21 protein-coding genes are annotated in these 19,454 nt (G+C 66.7%); 5 read left to right on the top strand and 16 right to left on the bottom strand.

Annotated elements, in window-relative coordinates; all coding sequences use genetic code 11:
• Nucleotides 1-57: 57 nt before the first annotated feature.
• The 9 genes from QMZ25_RS13925 to QMZ25_RS13970 all read right to left on the bottom strand — a co-directional run bounded on the left by QMZ25_RS13925 (nucleotide 58) and on the right by QMZ25_RS13970 (nucleotide 10,656).
• A complete protein-coding gene (locus QMZ25_RS13925) occupies nucleotides 58-1,032 on the bottom strand; it encodes an ABC transporter substrate-binding protein (protein ID WP_197600491.1) in 975 nt (324 codons plus the stop codon).
• Between the two features lie 16 nt (nucleotides 1,033-1,048).
• Complete coding sequence (locus QMZ25_RS19215) at nucleotides 1,049-2,779, bottom strand: amino acid ABC transporter permease/ATP-binding protein (RefSeq protein ID WP_081279752.1); 1,731 nt, start codon at nucleotides 2,777-2,779, stop codon at nucleotides 1,049-1,051.
• A complete protein-coding gene (locus QMZ25_RS13940) occupies nucleotides 2,776-3,336 on the bottom strand; it encodes a GNAT family N-acetyltransferase (protein WP_065181368.1) in 561 nt (186 codons plus the stop codon). The genes QMZ25_RS19215 and QMZ25_RS13940 overlap by 4 nt, the downstream gene beginning before the upstream one ends.
• Nucleotides 3,333-4,547: a M20 aminoacylase family protein gene (locus QMZ25_RS13945; protein WP_283219812.1), complete on the bottom strand. Its 1,215-nt coding sequence runs from the start codon at nucleotides 4,545-4,547 to the stop codon at nucleotides 3,333-3,335. The genes QMZ25_RS13940 and QMZ25_RS13945 overlap by 4 nt, the downstream gene beginning before the upstream one ends.
• Before the next feature lie 4 nt (nucleotides 4,548-4,551).
• The gene (locus QMZ25_RS13950; protein WP_053517562.1) at nucleotides 4,552-5,895 is read right to left on the bottom strand and encodes an LLM class flavin-dependent oxidoreductase; all 1,344 of its coding nucleotides are present in this window, start codon (nucleotides 5,893-5,895) and stop codon (nucleotides 4,552-4,554) included.
• 18 nt (nucleotides 5,896-5,913) lie between these two features.
• A complete protein-coding gene (locus QMZ25_RS13955) occupies nucleotides 5,914-6,909 on the bottom strand; it encodes an LLM class flavin-dependent oxidoreductase (RefSeq protein ID WP_053517564.1) in 996 nt (331 codons plus the stop codon).
• 14 nt (nucleotides 6,910-6,923) lie between these two features.
• Nucleotides 6,924-7,286, bottom strand: coding sequence for a DUF3088 family protein (locus QMZ25_RS13960; RefSeq protein WP_053517565.1), 363 nt, complete (start codon nucleotides 7,284-7,286; stop codon nucleotides 6,924-6,926).
• A gap of 159 nt (nucleotides 7,287-7,445) precedes the next feature.
• The gene (gene msuE / locus QMZ25_RS13965; RefSeq protein ID WP_283219813.1) at nucleotides 7,446-8,027 is read right to left on the bottom strand and encodes an FMN reductase; all 582 of its coding nucleotides are present in this window, start codon (nucleotides 8,025-8,027) and stop codon (nucleotides 7,446-7,448) included.
• A 52-nt stretch (nucleotides 8,028-8,079) separates the two neighbouring features.
• On the bottom strand, nucleotides 8,080-10,656 hold the full coding sequence (locus QMZ25_RS13970) for a TonB-dependent receptor (RefSeq protein ID WP_180875931.1): 2,577 nt from the start codon (nucleotides 10,654-10,656) through the stop codon (nucleotides 8,080-8,082).
• Between the two features lie 260 nt (nucleotides 10,657-10,916).
• Between QMZ25_RS13970 and QMZ25_RS13975 the strand changes: the two genes are divergently transcribed.
• Both QMZ25_RS13975 and QMZ25_RS13980 read left to right on the top strand, forming a co-directional pair.
• Nucleotides 10,917-11,918: a helix-turn-helix domain-containing protein gene (locus QMZ25_RS13975; protein ID WP_065181364.1), complete on the top strand. Its 1,002-nt coding sequence runs from the start codon at nucleotides 10,917-10,919 to the stop codon at nucleotides 11,916-11,918.
• An 85-nt stretch (nucleotides 11,919-12,003) separates the two neighbouring features.
• A complete protein-coding gene (locus QMZ25_RS13980; protein ID WP_283219814.1) occupies nucleotides 12,004-13,248 on the top strand; it encodes a hypothetical protein in 1,245 nt (414 codons plus the stop codon).
• A 24-nt stretch (nucleotides 13,249-13,272) separates the two neighbouring features.
• Here the strand turns inward: QMZ25_RS13980 and QMZ25_RS13985 are convergent, their stop codons facing one another.
• The 3 genes from QMZ25_RS13985 to QMZ25_RS13995 all read right to left on the bottom strand — a co-directional run bounded on the left by QMZ25_RS13985 (nucleotide 13,273) and on the right by QMZ25_RS13995 (nucleotide 15,447).
• Entirely contained in the window at nucleotides 13,273-13,758 is a 486-nt protein-coding gene (locus tag QMZ25_RS13985) for a hypothetical protein (protein WP_053517571.1), read from the bottom strand.
• Between the two features lie 95 nt (nucleotides 13,759-13,853).
• Nucleotides 13,854-14,438 carry a TetR/AcrR family transcriptional regulator gene (locus tag QMZ25_RS13990; RefSeq protein ID WP_193396291.1) on the bottom strand — a complete coding sequence of 195 codons (585 nt, stop codon included), beginning with the start codon at nucleotides 14,436-14,438 and terminating at the stop codon, nucleotides 13,854-13,856.
• Between the two features lie 55 nt (nucleotides 14,439-14,493).
• The gene (locus QMZ25_RS13995; RefSeq protein WP_283219815.1) at nucleotides 14,494-15,447 is read right to left on the bottom strand and encodes an AraC family transcriptional regulator; all 954 of its coding nucleotides are present in this window, start codon (nucleotides 15,445-15,447) and stop codon (nucleotides 14,494-14,496) included.
• Between the two features lie 102 nt (nucleotides 15,448-15,549).
• Between QMZ25_RS13995 and QMZ25_RS14000 the strand changes: the two genes are divergently transcribed.
• Genes QMZ25_RS14000 through QMZ25_RS14010 form a run of 3 tightly spaced genes read left to right on the top strand, consistent with a single transcriptional unit; the run spans nucleotide 15,550 to nucleotide 17,195 of the window.
• Complete coding sequence (locus QMZ25_RS14000; protein WP_283219816.1) at nucleotides 15,550-16,386, top strand: oxidoreductase; 837 nt, start codon at nucleotides 15,550-15,552, stop codon at nucleotides 16,384-16,386.
• Nucleotides 16,387-16,419: 33 nt separating this feature from the next.
• Nucleotides 16,420-16,734: a metalloregulator ArsR/SmtB family transcription factor gene (locus QMZ25_RS14005; RefSeq protein ID WP_053517574.1), complete on the top strand. Its 315-nt coding sequence runs from the start codon at nucleotides 16,420-16,422 to the stop codon at nucleotides 16,732-16,734.
• 2 nt (nucleotides 16,735-16,736) lie between these two features.
• A complete protein-coding gene (locus QMZ25_RS14010) occupies nucleotides 16,737-17,195 on the top strand; it encodes an SRPBCC family protein (RefSeq protein ID WP_053517575.1) in 459 nt (152 codons plus the stop codon).
• A gap of 22 nt (nucleotides 17,196-17,217) precedes the next feature.
• On the opposite strand, the gene QMZ25_RS14015 is transcribed toward QMZ25_RS14010, so the two are convergent.
• The 4 genes from QMZ25_RS14015 to QMZ25_RS14030 are packed head-to-tail and all read right to left on the bottom strand — an operon-like array spanning nucleotide 17,218 to nucleotide 19,454.
• On the bottom strand, nucleotides 17,218-17,928 hold the full coding sequence (locus tag QMZ25_RS14015) for an Imm52 family immunity protein (protein WP_180875926.1): 711 nt from the start codon (nucleotides 17,926-17,928) through the stop codon (nucleotides 17,218-17,220).
• Nucleotides 17,929-17,941: 13 nt separating this feature from the next.
• Nucleotides 17,942-18,643: a Tox-REase-5 domain-containing protein gene (locus tag QMZ25_RS14020; RefSeq protein ID WP_065181358.1), complete on the bottom strand. Its 702-nt coding sequence runs from the start codon at nucleotides 18,641-18,643 to the stop codon at nucleotides 17,942-17,944.
• Nucleotides 18,643-19,002, bottom strand: coding sequence for a hypothetical protein (locus QMZ25_RS14025; protein WP_053517578.1), 360 nt, complete (start codon nucleotides 19,000-19,002; stop codon nucleotides 18,643-18,645). Before QMZ25_RS14025 ends, QMZ25_RS14020 begins: the two co-directional genes overlap by 1 nt.
• Complete coding sequence (locus QMZ25_RS14030) at nucleotides 19,002-19,454, bottom strand: DUF4123 domain-containing protein (protein WP_053517579.1); 453 nt, start codon at nucleotides 19,452-19,454, stop codon at nucleotides 19,002-19,004. The genes QMZ25_RS14025 and QMZ25_RS14030 overlap by 1 nt, the downstream gene beginning before the upstream one ends.

Genomic DNA, 19,454 nt, shown 5'->3' on the forward strand with positions numbered 1-19,454 from the left:
CAGCCGAGCATGGCTCGGCTCTACAGAAGCAGCCTTGGTGCCGGGGCATGCCCGGCGTCAGAGATCCGGCAAGCCCGGCGGGTTGGTCTGCGACTGCGGCACGGCTTCCTCGGTCACGTTCCAGCGCGCCAGTGCCTGTGCGTAGGTGCCGCTGCCGATCTGGGTATTGAGCGCCTGGGTCACCGCATCGGCCAGGCCGCTGCCCTTGCGCGTGGTGACCGAGATCGCAGCAGCGTTCGGCCAACCGCCCGGAAACAGGCCAACGCGCCGCACCTTGCCATCGCGCGCGGAGTACGCGCCGGTGGCGTTGGGTTCGAACGACACATCGGCCCGGCCGGTGATCACGGCCAGGCGGCCGACCACCGAATCATCGAAGTACTGGTATTGCACCGGCTCCAGCCCGGCCGCGATGTTCTGTGCATCCCACTGCCGCAGGATCTGGTCCTGGTTGGTGCTGGCACCGACCACCACCTTCAGGCCAGCGACATCGGCCGGCTTCTCGATCTTCTGGATGGGCCCGTCGGTGCGCGTATAGATGCCGAGCAGGTCATAACGGTAGCTGGAGAAGTCGAACTTCTTCTTGCGCTCTTCGGTCACGGTTACGTTGGACAGCACTGCGTCGTACTTGCCCGACTCCAGTCCCAGCGGCCAGTCGGCCCAGGCGACCGGCACCACCACCAACTTCAGGCCCAGCGCATCGGCCACCAGCCGTGCGATATCCGGCTCGATGCCGATCACTTCCTTGCTGTCGGCGCCATAGTCGGCCAGCGGCAACTGACCGGGATGCGTCGCGACCGTCAACGCGCCCGGCGTCACGAAGCGGAAGTCCGCCGGAACCAGCGCCTGCGCTTTCGGATCCACGGTCCCCCGCAGCGCTGGCGCGCCGGCACCGGCCAGGCTGCTGGTCGCTGCGGGCACGGCCTCCGGGGCCTGCCGTGCCCGTGAATAGACGATGCCGGCAATGCCGATGACCAGCACAGCGATGACCAGCAGGGTGCTGCGCGAGGGGCGACGAGACGTTGCAGGGCTCATGGGGGTCACATCCGGATCAGAGGGTCTTGGCGAGAAAATCGGCGGTGCGCTGCTGGCGCGGGTGTTCGAATACGGCCTCGGGCGTGCCCTGCTCGATCACCCGGCCCTGGTCCATCATCACCACGTGGTCGGCAACGCGGCGGGCGAAGCCGAGTTCGTGGGTGACGATCACCAGCGTGGTGCCGGAACGGGCGAGCTCTTCGATCACGCTGAGCACTTCGGCCACCAGTTCCGGGTCCAGCGCCGACGTCGGCTCATCGAACAGCAGCACCTTCGGCTGCAGGGCCAGTGCACGGGCGATGGCGATGCGCTGCTGCTGGCCACCTGACAGCTGGCGCGGGAACGCATCGGCCCTGTCCGCCAGACCGACGCGCTCCAGCAGCACGCGCGCCTGCTGTTCGGCCTGCGTACGCGGCACACCGCGCACCGCCATCGGCGCCTCGATGATGTTCTCCAGCGCGGTCAGGTGCGGGAACAGGTTGAAGCCCTGGAACACCATGCCCACCTCGGCACGACGGCGGCGGATCTCGCGCTCCGGCAGCTCGTACAGGGTGTCGCCGTCACGGCGATAGCCGATCAGCTGGCCACCGACGCTGACGAAGCCGGTGTCGGCGCGCTCCAGGTGGTTGATCAGCCGCAGCAGGGTCGACTTGCCGGCACCGGACGGGCCGATCAGCACCGTTACGCTGCCGCCGCGCAGTTCCAGGGTGATGTCCTCCAGTACCGGCTGCCCGTCGAACGCCTTGCCGACACCGTGCAGCGATATCGGCGCTCCCTGTCCGGCCTCGGCCGCGCTCGCGATGCGCGGCCGCACGGCAACCGGCGATGCCGCACGCGGCGCGGGCGAGGATACCCGCGACACGCTGCGCTCACGCTGCAGCTGGCCACGTGCGAAGCGCTGCTCCACGCGCCGCTGCAGCAGCGACAGCACGGTCAGGATCACCAGGTACCAGACCGTGGCCACCATCAGCAGTGGCACCACCTCCAGGTTGCGGCGGTAGATCACCTGCACGGTGTAGAACAGCTCCGGCAACGCCAGCACGTAGACCACCGACGTGCTCTTGGCCAGGCCGATCACATCGTTGAAGGCGGCCGGCAGGATCGAACGCATCGCCTGCGGCAGGATGATGCGCCGCACCTGGCGGCCGCGCGGCAGGCCCAGCGCGGCCGCTGCTTCATACTGGCCGTGATCGACCGAGAGGATGCCACCGCGGATCACCTCGGCCGAGAACGCCGCCTGGTTCAGTGTCAGGCCCAGCACCGCAGCCGTGAACACACCGATCAGCTGGGTGGTGGGATACGAGAACAGGCTGATGCCGGTGAACGGAATGCCCAGTTCGATCGTGCTGTACAGATAACCCAGATTGTTCAGCAGCAGCAACAGCACCAGCAGTGGAATCGAACGGAACAACCAGACGTAGCCCCACGATACCGCCGACAACAACGGCGAGCCGGATACCCGTGCCAGCGCCAGCAGCGTGCCCAGCGCGAAGCCCAGGCCGGTGCCGAGCGCGGTCAGCAACAGCGTGCGACCCAGCCCTTCCAGCACCGGGCGGGCGAAGAACCACTCGGCGAAGGTGCCCCAGCCCCAACGTGGATTGCCGAGTACCGACTGCAGCCCGATCAGGATCAATGCCAGCGCCAGGACCGTGCCGAACACCTGCAGCGGATGCCGCGCCGGCACGATCTTCAATGCCGGTGCCGGACGCGCGGCCAGACCCTCGATCGCGGTGGACGGCGTACTCATGCGTGGACTCCCTGCACGGCGGCAGTGCTTGATGCCGGCGGACGCGCCGGTGCCCGCAGCTGCTTCTCGAACGGCAGATGGGCGATCGATTCCGGGTCGGCAGACAGATCGAACAGTGCGGTGTAGCCATGGCTCAGGTACAGGCCGACCGCCTCAGGCTGGCGGAAGCCGGTGGTCAGGTACACGCGGCGATAGCCCTGGCGTGCGGCCTGGTCTTCAAGCTCCTGCAGCACCCGCCGGGCGATGCCCTGGCGGCGCAGGCCAGGCAGTGTCCAGATGCGCTTGAACTCGGCCGTATCCGGGTCGCGGTGCGGCATGAACGCGCCGCCGGAAATGGCCACACCCTCACGCAGCAGCAGCACGAACGCTCCCACCGGCGCAGCGAATGCCTGCGCCGGGTAGCGTTGCAACTCCTCGCGCGCACTGCCACCGATGCGTCGCCGCACATCGGCGTAACGACTGTCGTACTCCTGTTCGAGCCCATCGAACAGTGGCCGCGCCAGTGGATCGTCCACCGAGGTGTAGAGGAAGCGCTCCTCGAACGGTGCCGTACTCATGCTGCGTCCTCCACCAGATAGTGTTCGGCCAGCCGCGCCCAGAGGCTGGCGGCAGGGGAGATGGCCGCATCGTTGAACACGTAGCGCGGGCTGTGCAGCGGCGCACTGTCACCGTTGCCGACGAACACGAAGCTTCCGGGCCGGGCCTGCAGCAGGAAGGCGAAGTCCTCGCTGGCGGTGCGCGGCGCGAAGGCATCCAGCACCTGCCCTGCGCCGAATCCCTGCAGAGCCACCTCACGGATATAGGCGGTCTGCTGCGGATGGTTGATCACGCTCGGGAAGCCACGCGGGAACTCGATCTCGGCGCGCGCCCCGAACGCGGCGGCGGTCTGCTCGGCAAGCTCGGTCACGCGACGGCGCAGCGTGTCGCGAACGTCGGGCAGATAGGCGCGTACGGTCAGGGTCAGCTCCACCACATCGGGAATCACGTTGGCCGCCTGCCCACCGTGGATCGAACCGACCGTCACCACGCCCATCTGCCGCGGGTCCACATTGCGCGACACCACACTCTGCAGTGCGGTGACGATGTGCGCGGCGGCGAGGATGGGATCCACGCTTCCCTGTGGTTCCGCACCATGCCCGCCCTTGCCGATCACCCTCAACCGTGCCCAGTCCACCGATGCCATCGCCGGTCCGTCGACGAAGCCGAAGTGCCCCACCGGCACACCCGGCCAGTTGTGCAGTCCGTAGATCGCATCCACCGGAAAGCGCTCGAACAGACCGTCGGCGAGCATCCTTGACGCACCGGAGCCGGTTTCTTCCGCCGGCTGGAACACCAGTTGCAGGGTGCCATCGATGCGCCCGTGCCGGGCCAGGTAATGCGCCGCCGACAGCAGGATCGCAGTGTGGCCATCATGACCGCAGGCATGCATCCGTCCTTCGTTCTGGCTGGCATAAGGCAGCCCGGACGCCTCCTGGATCGGCAGCGCATCGATGTCGGCGCGCAGCCCGAGCCGGCGGCTGCCCTGCCCCCGCTGCAGCGTTCCGACCACGCCGGTTCCGCCGACGCCCGTGGTCACCGTATAGCCCCACTGCAGCAGCAGTTCGGCTACGTGTGCGCTGGTGCGATGCTCCTCGAAGGCGAGCTCCGGGTGTCGATGCAGGTCGCGGCGGATGGCGATAGCCTCATCGGCGCGTGCGGCTATTTCAGGCAGCACGCCCGTCGGCCCGGTGGGCGCCACAGTCAACGATGCCCGGCGCAGTACATTCATCGCCTCACCCCACCTTCCGCGCCGGTTCGGCGGCCGTCGAATGACGGCTGGCCTTGTACGGCAGGCCCAGGTGGTCGCGCAGCGTCTTCCCTTCCAGCTCGCGCTGGTGATACCCGCGCGCTTGGAGGATCGGCAGCACCAGGGTCACGAAATCGTCCAGTCCCTCGCGCTGCGCCGCGAACCCCAGAATGAAGCCATCGCTGGCGCCCGCCTCGAACCAGCGGATCAGCTCGTCGGCCACGTGCTCGGGTGTACCGATGAAGTTGGGCCGCGGGCTCACCGCCTGCAACGCGACCTGGCGCAGGCTCAAGCCCTGCTCGCGGGCATCCTGCTTGATGCGATCGGTGGTGGAGCGGAACGAATTGCTGCCGATCTCGCCCAGCTCGGGGAACGGCGCGTCGGGATCGTACTGGGTGAAATCGTGATGGTCGAAGAAGCGCCCGAGGTAGGCCAGCGCATCGTCCAGGCCCGCGAGTGCGGCAATCGCCTGGTACTTGGCTTCGGCCTCCTCGGCGGTGTGGCCGACAATCGGCCCGATGCCCGGAAAGATCTTCACGTCATTGCCGCTGCGCCCGTGGGCGATGGCCGAATTCTTCACCTTCTGGGTGAAGGCACGGGTTTCTTCCAGCGAGGGCGAGTGGGTGAATACCGCATCGGCATACTTGCCGGCCAGCGCGATGCCGTCGTCGGACGAGCCCGCCTGGAAGATCACCGGCTGGCCCTGCGCCGAGCGCTGGATGTTCAGTGGGCCTTCGACCTGGAAGAAGCGGCCCTTGTGGTCGAGGCGGCGGAACTTGTCGGCGGCGAAGAAGGTGCCCTGTTCGCGGTCGCGGATGAAGGCATCGTCGTCCCATGAATCCCACAGGCCCTGCACCACCTCCAGGTATTCGTCGGCGATCTGGTAGCGCAGCGCATGTTCCGGATGCGGGCGGCCGTAATTGCGGCCCGATCCTTCCAGCGGCGAGGTCACCACGTTCCAGCCGGCGCGCCCACCGCTGATCAGGTCCAGCGAGGCGAACTGCCGGGCCACGGTGAACGGATCGCTGTAGGAGGTGGACAGCGTGCCGGCCAGGCCGATCTTCTTCGTCGCCGTGGCCAGCGCGGACAACAGCGAGATCGGCTCGAAGCGGTTGAGGAAGTGCGGGATCGATTTCTCGTTGATGTACAGCCCATCGGCAACGAAGCCGAACGCGATGCCGTTGTCTTCGGCCGTGCGCGCGATGTCGATGTAGAAGTCCAGGTTCACGCTGGCATCGGCCGGGTTGGACGGATGCTTCCACGCATGCATGTGGCTGCCCGGTCCCTGCAGCATGATGCCGAACGGGATGGGGCGCGGTGTCTTGCTCATGGGTATCGCTCCTGCAGGTCAGGCCACCGCCGCGCGTGGCGCGGGCGACAGCAGTTCAAGGGATGCCAGGCGTGCGTCGAGGTCGGCCACCGGCGCATCGAGGATGAATTCGCCCACGCCGAAGCGGCGGTGCAGTGCGTCCAGTTCCCCGCGCACCTGCTGCGCGTCGCCCGACAGCACGCTGGGCCGCGTCTCTTCGATACGGAAGTCGGTCACGCCGACCTGGCGGGCATACTCGGCCGCGGCGTCCGGGCTGGGCAGGTTCACCGTCTGCCCCGGGCCGAGGTGCAGCTTGTAGACACGCAATGCGCCGACATGGCGCGCCGCCGCTTCGCTGGTGGGCGCCGCGAAAGCGACGGTGGCCAGCAACGGCGGCTGCGTGGATACGGCGCGATAGGCCTCGAACGCCGCTTCGATGTGCTTCGGGTCGCCGTCGAAATGGGCGGCATAGACGAAGCGCCAGCCCAGCTCCGCCGCCTGCCGTGCGCTCTGCGGGCTGGCGCCCAACAGGAAACGCTCGGCCGCCACCTGCGGCACCGGCCGCGCCTGCGCATTGGCATGCGCATGATCTTCGGCCAGCGAGCCGGACAGGAATCCTTCCAGATCGCGCAGCTGCTGATCGAAATCGGCGAAGGCCGGCCGCCCCGCGGCCAGCGCTGCGGTGGACGCCGGCAGGCCACCGGGTGCCTTGCCCACCCCCAGGTCGACGCGTCCGGGCGCCAGCGCCGCCAGCAGGTTGAAGTTCTCGGCCACCTTGTACGGCGCATAGTGGCGCAGCATCACGCCACCGCTGCCGATGCGGATGCGCCGGGTCTGTGCCAGCACCCATGCCGCCAGCACCTCCGGCGCCGGACTGGCCAGGGTCGGTGCCGCGTGATGCTCGGCAAACCAGTAGCGGTGGTAGCCCAGCTGTTCGGCACGCTGGGCCAGCTGCAGGCTGTTGCGCAGCGCCTGCTCGGCGCCTGCGCCTTCGGCCACCGGGCTCTTGTCCAGCACGCTGATGAGGTAGCTCATGTCCGCGTCCTCGCTCAGGGGTGGGCCACAGGAATGCCAAGCAGGCCATTGAGTGCGGCCAGGATCGGCTCGGCACCGGTCACGTACTGCCGGTCCTGGTAGGCACCGTTGGCGTGTTCGCTGCGCACGCCCTGCGGCAGCACCAGCTTCGGCAGCGACTGGTCCTGCTCGCCCACCGCCGCGATCACCTCGCGGCGTGGCCGCGCGAAGCCGATGCGGCGCACGTCCAGCTGTGCATCCAGGCCGTCGATGCTGGACAGCGCGCCTTCCAGCAGCAGGCTGTGCCGGCAGAAGAAGCGCTGGCCCGGCAACTGGCCGTCGACGAACTCGCGATCAAGCAGGAACAGAATGGGTTTGGGGGAGGCAGCTGCAGCCACGGATTCGTCCTCGTCTGGGCCGGCAATGAAGTGCCGTTTCGCTATCGATGCTAGAGAAGCTGTGCGCCGCGCCCGTACCTGCTGGCGACAATCGCCGGTCGGATCCGGCCACGCAGATGCAGGTTGGCAATAAGCAGACTGCTGGCCGTTATGGGCAGCTCAGGCGATGCGGCGCAGGGGCGCCGGCCCGCTGGCGGCATGCGGCAGCAGATGCCCGGCAGCGCGCTCGGCAGCCAACTGGATGCGCGCCTGCAACGCCGCGCTGTTGATCTGCTCGCCATCGAAATCGGCTGGTGTGGCGTACACGCCGATGGGCAACGTATGCGCCTGCAGGAAGCTGAACAAAGGTCGCAGCTGATGGTCGATCACCAGCGCATGCCGCTCGCTGCCCCCGGTGGCCGCCAGCAGCACAGGGGTGTCCACCAGCGCCTCGAGGTCGATGAAGTCCACCAGGTGCTTGAACAATCCCGGGTACGAGCCACGATGGACCGGTGCGGCCACCACCAGCAGCTCGGCATCCTCGAGGGTGGCCAGCGCCTCTTCCACCGCGGGCTCGGCCTCGCTGCGCGACAGCGTCTGCCCCAGCGCGCGTGCAATCGGCGCCAGCTCCACCAGTGTCACGCTGGCATGCAGGCGCTGCTGCAGCGCCTCCAGCAGGTGCCGTACCAGCAACAGCGTGCGCGAATTCGCCGATGCCGTTGGCGAACCGATCAACGCAACAATCTTCAACCCAGATGACATGCCACTCTCCTCGGTAACGCCGGACGCTGCCCGACGACGCCATGCCTGAACCTCAGAACCGGTAATTGACCCGCCCGTACCAGAACGCGCCGATCCTGCTGAGCACGTCACCGCTGTCCCAGGTGGTCTCGATGCTGGCCACGTCGGTGGCGCTGCGCGCGTACTCCGGCACCTTGCGGGTGCGCTTGTCGAACACGTTGTTGATGCCCAGCGCCGCACTCCAGCCCGCGCCCAGCTCCACACCGCCGGACAGGTTGGTCACCAGCACCGGTGGCTGCCTGTACTCCACGCCGTTGTTGAGGCGCTTGATCGACCCGTAGTAGGTAACGTCCACATTCGAGCGCCAGCGTCCGTTCTGCCAGCCCAGTCCGGCCACCTGGGTGTAGCTGGGCGTACGGAAGCGCAACGCGTACTCGCCGGACTTCGTCAGCAGGTTGATGTTGGGCAGCCCCTGCAGCGCCGCAGGAATGGCGCTGACGCTGCGGATCGTGGTGCGTCCGACGTTGGCGGCGTAGCTCCAGCGCAGCTTGCCCCACGATGTGTCCTGGTTCGCCTCCAGCGTCAGCTCCACGCCGCGCGTGCGGGTGTCGCCCACGTTGGTGAAGTAGCTGGCATAGAACGCGTCGCCCGGCAGGATGCTGATGCCGGCCGAACCCAGCAGCGCATCGATCGTGTTCTTCTGCGCGGAGGTCAATACGGTGCCGCTGTTGTCGGTGATGCGCGCCGGATCCTGCGCGTTGTAGCCGATCTGGCTGGACTGGCCGAGCTGGCCGCGGATGTCGATCTGGTAGGCATCCACGGCCAGGTGGAAGGCCGGGCTCGGGTCCCAGGTCACGCCGATGCTGTAGTTGGTGGCCTTCTCCGGTTTCAGCGGGGTGGCACCCAGTGCCACCGCAGCGGGCGAGGACACCTGCGCCACCAGCGTCGTACCGCACGGGCAGCTGCCCGTGGCCTGGTAGAACTGCGCGCCCAGGCTTGGCGCGTGGAAGCCGTTGCTGACCGTCGCACGCACGCCCAGTGCGTCGGTGATGTCGAAGCGGCTGGTCAAGCGTCCGGTCGAGACGCTGCCGAAGTCCGAATGGTCTTCCCAGCGCGCGGCCGCATCCAGGTACCAGCGCGAGGTGACGTTGGTCGCCGCCCCCACGTACACCGCCTTGCTGTTGCGCGTGGCCTTCACCGCGTCGGCGGTGGAGTAGCCGACAAACGCAGCGGCACCGAATCCGGTGTACGACTCCCACTGCCCTGCCCCGCGCTCGTAGCGCTCGTGCTGGTACTCGGCACCGGCACTCACTTCCAGGGGTGAGGCAAAGGCCGCCACCTCAAAGCCCCGGCGCAGGTCCAGGTTGGCAATGCCCTGCTGGTAATCCAGCTTGCCGTCATAGAAGTCGGTGGGCGAGCCCGGGTACGGCAGCGAGTAGTTCACCGAGTTGCGGGTATAGGTGCGCACCGTGCTGCGGTTGCCGGTCAGGCTGGCGTCGTAGTCCCAGCCGGCCAGCTGCCCCTTCACGCCGGCGGTGCCGGTGTACTGCTTCTCCTTGGTCTCCAGCACCGGCAGGAAGCCGTCGGGAAACACGCTCAGCACCCCCGGTGTCCGGTACGTGGTGAAGATCGTGGCCGGCAGGCGGAAGTTCTGGATCGCCTGCGCGGTGCGGTCACTGGCAGTGGCGTTGGCGTAGAACTGCGCGCTCTCACCCAGGCCATGGCCCACGTTCACCGCAAACGCCTTCAGCGCATACGACGGTGAGCTGAGGATGGTGTTGGCTTCGGCATCGCGCGTGGCCTCGGCAGGGTCCGGCGTCGCACCGGCCGGCAGGCGGTTGTTCGGCCGCAGCGCGACCCGGTTGCCATTGGCATCGATCGCCGGATAGCTCAGATAGCCATCGATGTAGCGTCGCGTCCGGATCGCGTGGTGCTGGCGCGTGGTCTCGCCCGAGAGATTGACGAAGCCGTCCTCGCCCCAGGGCAGGCCGACGTTGGCGCGCACGCTGGTACGCGTACCGTCGCCATCGATGCTCTGCCCGCTCTCCACCGACACCTCACCGCCCTGTGCCTGCGATTTCAGGATGACGTTGACCACACCGGTGATCGCGTCCGAGCCGTAGATGGCGGAGGCACCGTCGCGCAGCACTTCCACGTGGTCGATGGCCGACACCGGAATCAGCGCCAGATCCGCCCAGGCGTGGCCAGGAAAGCCGCCGCCATTGGCACCGCTCACATACGCACTGGCGTTGCGGCGCTTGCCGTTGACCAGCACCAGCGTGTAGCCCGGTGAAAGATTGCGCAGCTGATAGCCGCGGATCAGGCTCTCCTGGTCGCTCTGGTAGCCACCGATCTGGCTCAGCGACGGCAGGCTGCGCTGCAGCGCTTCGAGCAGGTTGGCCTGCCCGGTCGCAGCAAGATCCTCGGCGGAGATCACGTCGATGGGCGTGGAGCTGTTCTTGACCGTGCGCGTGCTGGTGCGCGAGCCGGTCACCACCACTGCGTCCAGGGTGGATGCAGCGACGTTGGCGGCAGCCGCTGTGGTTGCCGGCTGCGCATCGGCGTCTGCCGCATGCACGGGGGCCGCTACCAGGGCGGCGGCGATCAACACAGCAAGAGGACTCAGGACAGGGGCGTAGGCGGCAGGCATGGGGGCTCGTGGGGTGGGCCGGAAACACGCTTCCATTCAAGGGCCTGTTCACCCGCCACGACAGGCGTGATCGCGTCACCCAGCCGTAACATCCGGCCACCCACATGACCGCTGGTAATGACGTTAGGCAGCGCACTTGCATGGGGTCGGATCCCTTTCGAAGGAAACGGATCCGACCCCAGCCGCCATATATCCCGCAGGCATCACCTCATGACCGCATGCCACGCGGCGGCATGCACCATCACCGGTAGCATCAGGCCATGCCCATCCACGCTGCCGATCCCACCGCGCCGACCGTCGCCATCGTGGCCTGCCACGGCCAGGGCTTGTTCGAGTTCGGTTGTGCGGTGGGCCTGTTCGCACCGGTGCGTCCGGAACTGGGCGTGGCGTGGTACCGCACGCAGCTGTGCGCGGGCGAACCCGGTGCACTGCGCATGCTCGGCAATACGCAGGTGCAGTTGCCGCATGATCTCAACGCGGTGGACGATGCGGACATCATCGTCATTCCCGGTTGGCGCGAACCCAGTGAACGCCCGCCGCAGGCGTTGCTTGATGCGCTCGTCCGCGCCCACGCGCGCGGCGCCCGCATCGCCTCGATCTGCTCGGGCGCCTTCGTGCTGGCCTGGGCCGGCCTGCTCGATGGCCGTCAGGCCACCACCCACTGGCGGCTCACCGAAACGCTTGCGCAGCAGTTCCCCCGCATCGGCGTGCGCGACGACGTGCTCTACGTCGACGCCGGCAGCATCATCACCTCGGCCGGTTCGGCCACCGGCATGGACATGATGCTGCACATGGTGCGCAAGGATTACGGCGCACGCGTGGCCAACCTCGTTGCCGAGCGCCTGGTGCTGGCGCCCTGGCGTGATGCCGGACGCAGCCAGCGCGTCAGCCGTGCCATTCCCAGCGGCGAGCCGACACGCCTGGCCAAGCTGATGGAATGGATGCGGCGCAACCTGCGCGAACCGCACTCGCTGGGCAGCCTCGCCGAACAGGCCGCGTTGAGCCAGCGCACCCTGCAACGGCAGTTCCTCGACGCCACTGGGCTGTCACCCATCGACTGGCTGATCCGCGAGCGCGTGGCTTTCGCCCGCGAGCTGCTGGAAACCACCGACCGCCCGCTGCACTGGGTCGCCGATCAGGCCGGGTTCGGCTCGCAGGAATCGTTCCGCCGCCATTTCCGCGGGCTGGTCGATGCCAGCCCCACCGAGTACCGCAGCCTGCATCGGCAGGGCATCGCAGCCGATCGACTGGTCGGCTGCTGAACTGCGCCCGCGGCAACGTCCGCCTTTCCACTCCGTCACCGGACCGGCAAGATAACGCCATGTCCCGCAGGCCGATGGAACGGTGATGACTGACCGCCCTTACAGGAACTACCGCTTCGGGATAGGCGTGTCGCTGGTGCTGGCGGCGTTCATCGCCACCCTTTCGCTCATCGCCGTGGCCACCCCCAATCTGGGTTGGGGCGTTGTGGCGCTGGCCACCCTGGCGATCTGGGTGGGCGTACCGTTGCTGCTGGTGCTTGTGCTGGCGTGGCTGCGCTACATGGTACGGGACCGTGGCCAGGTGCCCGGCCGCGTGCACGCCGTGATGTTCGTGCCCACCGCCGCAGCCATGCTCATCGTTCCGCTGTGGCAGTCCCTGCAGAACACCTGGGACAGCCTCGCCGGCGGCTCGCGTGCCGCCATCGCGGAACTGCACGTCAATCTCAGCGGGCAGCCGCTGTGGCTGGACACCTCGCCGTATGCATCCACCGGCTCTGGCGCTGGGCCGGACCTGCCCATGCAGAGCGACACGCCCGAACGTTTCATCGCCTTCCACCGCTACCCCAACGCGCAGTCCGATGCAGACAGGGCATTCCCGTATGAAGGCGGACGCCTGAAGCGCTCGGTGGACCACTACCGCTACGCCACGCCCTCCGGAGATCGTGCCGTCACCGACGTGCCCTTGCTGCGCCCCCCCTATCCGGACCTTGCGCCCTTCAACGCGTCATGGAGGCGCCCGGGCACGCCGGAATTGGTGCACCTCTATTACCACTACCGCGATCATGTGGAGGTTGCGCCCGCGCTCGCACGCCTCAGCGGCACTACCGCAGATGATCTGGAGCGCAGCCGCTTCGAAGGCCTGGTGCTGTTCAAGGTCCACAACTACGGCGGCGCGCCCATCGTGCGGATGGAGGTCAATGGCCTCACGCTGGACATCGGTGACGGCGCCATCGCCAACATCCGGACGCCGCCCGCGGACTGCACCGCCTACGGCTACCCGGACGGCGCCGCGCTGCTTCCGCTCGATCAGCCCTTGCAGGTCCGCTGGCAGACCAGCAGCGAGCCGATGCGCTGGCACAGCGCCCGCGTGCAGGTACCGGCGTTCCGCACGCCGCAGCCCCTGGAGGGCCAGTCAACCCTGCAGCGCGTGCTGCTGTATGTGCTGCCTGATGACGCGCTGGCCGCCGAACGCTACGCGGAAATATTCGACCGCGATACGCGGCGCGGCATCCGCGCTACTGGCCTGCCCGCGGCGGCCGCTGCGGTGGCCACCTGCGGCAGCGCCTACGCCACCTATGGCGAAGACGCGCCGCCACCGCTGGCAGACTGAGCAGCGTCGCCGCAGCGCCTGTTCTCAGCGGCGGCCACGCATCCGCCAGCACTGTGCGATGAAACCGAGCACGAACACCACGAAACACCCCAGCAGGGTCTGCAGCACGACCGGAGCCATCGGCGCGGCCGCAATCGGATGTGCCACCGGGATGCGGGTCAGCGTTTCATTCACGCCCGGCACCAGCGACAGCAGGAAGCTGAACGACAACGCGAAGGTGGACAGATACCGCGCCGCCCGCCCCAGGAAGCGCAGGCGCGCGGCTAGCACGCCGCCGAAAGCAACCAGCAGCACGATCACGCCAAAGGCGTGGCCGGGATTGAGTCCGCCCGTGCTGGACACGGTGAACGAGGTTGCCACCGACAACACCAGGCCCAGCAGGTAGAGCTTGCCGGCACGCGTGGCCGGATCGATCGCGCGGTGGCGGACGAAGCCATAGAGACCGGCCACGATGGGAAGCAGGCTGACGGCAGTGTGGATGACGCCGAGGGCGGACAGCGGGTGTGGCATGGGAGTGCTCCGTTGGATTCAGTGAACCTACTAGTAGGTAGGCTTGATGGACAAAAAGAAGACCCGCGTTGCCGCAGGCCTTCGGCATACAGTTCTCAGGCGGCGCTCACCCGCGCGATCGCCAGCCGCGCCAGGGCCGCGAAGGTGGCCGCATCGCCAAACCCCCGCGCCGCCAGCATCGCACCATGCACGGACGCCATGAACGCCTTGGCTTCGTCGTCCGCCGGGCCCTGCAGGCGCAGCTGCCCCTGCGCAGCGCCCTTCAGCAGGGTACGGGTCAACCACTCGGTCAGGTCCTCGAAGTGGCCACGCACCTCCTCGGCAATCTCCACCGGGATCATCGGTGCTTCCGCGGCCAGCATCGCGCAGATGCAGAACGACGCCGTTCCGCCGGCAATGCAGCTGGACCAGTAATCGACATAGGCGTTGAGCTCCAGCAGCGGATCACCCAGCTGCCGGTCCAGCAGCGCCAGTCCCTCGCGCGCTTCGGCCCGGTACAGCACCACCACCGTGCGCACCAGATCGGCCTTGCTGGGGAAGTGGTGATGGATGCTGGCCTTGCTGATGTTCACCCGCGCGGACACGTCCGCGTAGCTGAAACCGTTGTAACCACCGGCTTCCAGCAGGGAACGGGCCTGCGCCAGGATCTCCAGCGCCTTCGGGGACAGCGACTCTTTCATGGGTGCAAACCTACTAGTAGGTAGATAGGCCTGTCAACGGGCCGACCCGCGCCGTTCAGTGGGAAGACACATACAGCGCACCGGCCGGCGCGGGCGGCACCGCGAAGCTGCGCCGCATCCGCGCCACTTCCGCCGCCGGCGGCAGGCCGAACAGACGCTTGAACTCCCGGTTGAACTGCGACGGGCTGGCATACCCCACCGCCAGCGACGCCGCCTCGGCGGTCATCCCCTGGCGCAGCATCAGCAACCGCGCCTGGTGCAGGCGCGTGGACTTCACGTACTGCATGGGCGAGGTGCCGGTGATGTCACGGAAGTGATCGTGGAAGGTCGCCACGCTCATCCTCGCCTCCGCCGCCAGGCGTGCCACGTCCAGCGCCGTGGCATAGGCCACATGGATCTGCCGCAACGCCCGGCCGATGCTGCCAAAACGGCCGCGCATGGCCAGCGCCTCACGCATCGCAGCGCCCTGCGCGCCGGTCAGCACGCGGAAGTACACCTCGCGCACCAGCGCCGGGCCCAGCACTGCCGCTTCCCGCGTGTCGCCCAGCGCATGCAGCAGCCGTATCACCGTGGCCTGCATCGGCGGGTCCATCGGGCTGGCCATCATGCTGCGCGCGTGTGTCTGCCCCGGCGCCTCATGCGCGTCCAGCGCAAGCAGCAGCTCCGCCGCCAGTTGCAGGTCCAGGTGCAGGTAGATCGCCAGCAACGGCGCCTCCGCCGACGCGTCGGTTTCCATGGTGAACGGCACCGGCACCGACACCGCCAGGTAGTGCTGCGCGTCGTACTGGTAGACCTGCCCGCCCAGGTAGCCGCGCTTGACGCCCTGGCAGACGATCACGATGCCCGGGTCGTACAGCACCGGCGTGCGCGCCAGCGGCCGGTTCGAGCGCAGCAGGCGTACGCCCGGCACGGCGGTGAGCGTGTAGCCCTCCTCCGGCGCCAACGCCTGCAGCAGCCCCACCATGCGCGCCTGCGCATCCTGCTGCACCGGATCATCGCCAGACCGCACCGCACACCTCAGAGGAATAGGCAAGATCGGCCGAAGCTTAGGCCTGTAGGGCATCCCCCACAAGCACTACTGTGCAAGCCCGCTTTCCATGAGGCCATCACCATGTCCCCCTCCCTTCTGCTGCTCATCACCGGCGTCAGCAGCGGCTTCGGCCGCGCCCTCGCCGAACAGGCCCTGCAGGCCGGCCACCGCGTGGTCGGTACCGTGCGCAACGAACCGGCCCGCCAGGCGTTTGAATCCCTCGCCCCCGGCCGCGCGTTCGGCCGCCTGCTGGACGTCACCGACCACGCCTCCATCGACGCGCTGGTCGATGCCATCGAAAGCGGCATCGGCGCCATCGACGTGCTGGTCAACAACGCCGGCTATGGCCACGAAGGCATCCTCGAGGAATCCACGCTGGACGAACTGCGCCACCAGTTCGAGGTCAACGTGTTCGGCCCCGCCGCGCTCATCAAGGCCGTGCTGCCGCATATGCGCGCGCGCCGCCGTGGCCACATTCTCAACATCACCTCGATGGGCGGCTTCATCACCCTGCCCGGCATCGCCTGGTACTGCGGCAGCAAGTTCGCACTGGAAGGCATCAGCGAGGTGCTGGGCCAGGAAGTGGCCGCGTTCGGCATCCACGTCACAGCCGTCGCGCCGGGATCGTTCCGCACCGACTGGGCCGGCCGTTCGATGGTGCGTGCACCGCGCAGCATTGAAGATTACGACGCCTTGTTCGATCCCATCCGCCGTACGCGCGAGGCCAAGAGCGGTCATCAGCTGGGCGATCCGGAAAAAGCGGCGCAGGCCATGCTGAACATCATCGACAGCGACGCACCGCCCAGCCACCTGCTGCTGGGCAGCGATGCCGTGCAACGCGTGCGTGACAAGTTGCAGGCCATGTCCAGCCGCATCGACCAGTGGGAGGCCGTGAGCCGATCCACCGACGGCGGTTGACATGCAGGTATTTACCTGCCTATTCTGTCCACCATGGATGCAGACAAGGTGTTCAAGGCCCTGGCCGACCCCACGCGCAGGACGCTGCTGGACCTGCTCTGCGCTGACAACGGCCAGACGTTGGGCCAGCTGTGCGAACACCTGGACATGGCCCGGCAATCGGTCACCCAGCACCTGGGCCTGCTGGAAGACGCCAACCTCATCAGCACGGTGCGCCGTGGCCGCGAGAAGCTGCACTTCATCAACCCGGTGCCGCTGCATGACGTCTACGAGCGCTGGGTACGCAAGTTCGAGCAGCAGCGCCTGAGCCTGCTGCATGACCTGAAACGAGAACTGGAAGGAGAATGACGATGTCCGCAGCGTCCACCCGCTTCATCCACGTGATCTACATCGCTTCCACGCCACAGAAGGTGTTCGAGGCCATCACCCGGCCCGAGATCGCCCGCCGCTACTGGGGCCACGAGAACGTGTCGGACTGGAAACCCGGCTCGCGCTGGCAGCATGTGCGCGCCAACGAAACGCGCTCGGTCGAGCTGGTCGGCGAAGTGGTGGAAAGCACCCCACCCTCGCGACTGGTCATCACCTGGGCTGCGGCCTCGCAGGCCGACAACCCGGACAGCTACAGCCGCGTCACCTTCGAGATCGTGCCCTACCAGGACATGGTGCGGCTGACAGTCACCCACGACGATCTGGAACCCGGCAGCGGCATGGATACCGGCATCCGCCAGGGCTGGCCAATCGTGCTGTCCAGCCTGAAATCGTTGCTGGAGACCGGCAAGGGCCTGGACGTGTTTGCGAAGCCGAGCTGACCGGTGGTGTGTCTGGCCGCAGTCACTTCAACGCCGGGTCGATGACCGGAAGCAGCCCGAGATCCACCAGGCTCATCTCGACCTGGTTGGCCTGTTGCACGGCATGCGGGTCGGCAAGATCGAGTACGTCGGTGGCGAGGATGAGTGTTCCGTTGCCCCGTCGCTCAAGCTTTGCCGCAGCAGGAACCTGATCACGGGTGAGCGCCTCATCCACATATCCCATCCAGCCCAGGAACTCACGATGGGGAAACGGTGCTCGATGCAGGCTGTAAAGCAGTAGATCAGCACCCACACGCTGTTTCACGTTCGTCTGTATCAAACACACATCGGGCCGCTTGGACATCGCATCCAGAATCGTCCACAGCACGCGCGATGGCCGCTCGAAGACCACCTCCACATCGCTGATGCTGATCCGAATCGAGCCAAAGCTTGGAGAGATCGCCAGCCCAACCCGTCCGCGCGCCCTCCAGCTCGCCTCATCTCCCGCGTTCGTCAACAGCAGGCCGGGAGCGCCGGCATGCCGAAGCTCTGGAAACTCGGCATCGTCCGCTTCCATTCGGGCGATGATCCTCGATCGCTCTACGAATGACACGAAATGGTCCTTCGGCCCTTTCGGCATGCCCCACCATTGCCGGAAATCAGGCGTGAGCTCTCCAAGATTCTCGATCAATGCAGCCGAATAGGCGTATGCCTCTGAGAGAGACAGCCTCTGTGGGACGAACTTCACGGTCAAGGTAACGATCATCTCAAATGGCACCCAGCACGTAAGGGGTATGGCGCGCACTCTCAGTTGGAATCCCGGCTTCAATTCCAGCAATGAAAGCGACGACGTCCATGAAGTGCCACTCAAGCTTCCCTCTAGGCATTGCAGGGGCGACGAGCGCGGATTGCACTCTGTAACTTTTGAGCCAGGACTCAGTTACGGCAAACGTAAATGGCGTTGCATCACGGCCATATTCGTCGAAGAATTTTTCAAAGTTGGCCTTCGCTTCAACCACGGTACACCGATCTCGCCAGAAGCCATCAAACGAGGTACCTCCGTATAGCCATTCAAGGGTGGTGTACTCTCCGCCCTTGCCAAAGAACCCCTTTACGACTTCTACGCCAATGCTCACGATCTGGTCAGCACTATCGCCTCGGCGTACATAGCCAAACCGCTCCGGACCGGCAAACATGTTGGCGATCTGTAGCTGGTAGTCATAGTTGATGCGTGTGCTCAAGGTTATGTATCTCGGCGTCGGCGGCTGCCCCACTCGCCCATTCCCCAGCAAGCACTGATTGCACTCGCTGTGGTCTGGCACATCAGAGCAGTCTGCTTCTCGACTTCGGACGTCTGGCTTGTCCTTGACGGCGTCGTTCGCCGCGGTGGCCGCGGCTGCCGCTGCCGCCGCCGCAGCGGCTCTCTCGGCCAGCTTGCCTATGCCCCAACGAACAGGAACCGCAACCATCACTCCTCTCCCTTCGGCCACCGATGCAAGGCGGCCAAGGCGCCGAGCACATCAGCCGCCTTGGTGCTCGGATGCTCCGCGTGGCGAATCGCGATATCCACTTCAGCATTGCGATGAAGCTCACCACCACTGCCGACATCCGTTTTCGTCCAGGCAACGAGCACCGGAAGGTGGGTGATGCCCAACTCGTAGGCCGCGTAGGCATAACAGCGATCGGTTTCCGCAAGAAGTGCGGCGTCATCCATGCCAAGGACCCGTTCGGGCATGTCACGACGAATCTCGCCAGCAAGCTTGGGGAGGAAATCGAACAGATCAGGCAAGCGTAGCAACGCCTCCTGCCTGGCACTGAACGTCAGCATCAGCTTTTCTCCACAACGTCGCGATCCAGCTGCCACTGCTGCCCCTGCAGCCAGACTGACCACCGGAGGAATGGCGCCATGAACGCTCTCTTCTGTTCACGCGTCATGACGGTCCACACACGATACAAGGCGCGTCCATCCCAGAACCGGAACAGCGCCAAGCCTCCATCTGACAGCCGTACTTCCAGGCGGGCTTGAAGATGCTCGATGACGGCGCCAACCGGCTCGTCACTGGTCACCCAGCACACCCGTCCCGGACGCGCCTCAAGATTCAGCAGCCATCGGCGCACCCATCCATCGCCATTCAACTGGATCAGCCAAGGCCCAACATCGGCGCTGCTGGCTTCAGGCTGATGTTCAAAGAGCGGCCACGCAATGCCCGATGTGGCATAACCCCCCAGAACATTGGCAATCTGCGGGGACGCAGCGGCGTCGACAATGGCGTATTCCAT

Origin of the sequence: Stenotrophomonas sp. RS-48, from assembly GCF_030053245.1 — a bacterium.
Lineage (GTDB): Bacteria > Pseudomonadota > Gammaproteobacteria > Xanthomonadales > Xanthomonadaceae > Stenotrophomonas > Stenotrophomonas maltophilia_P.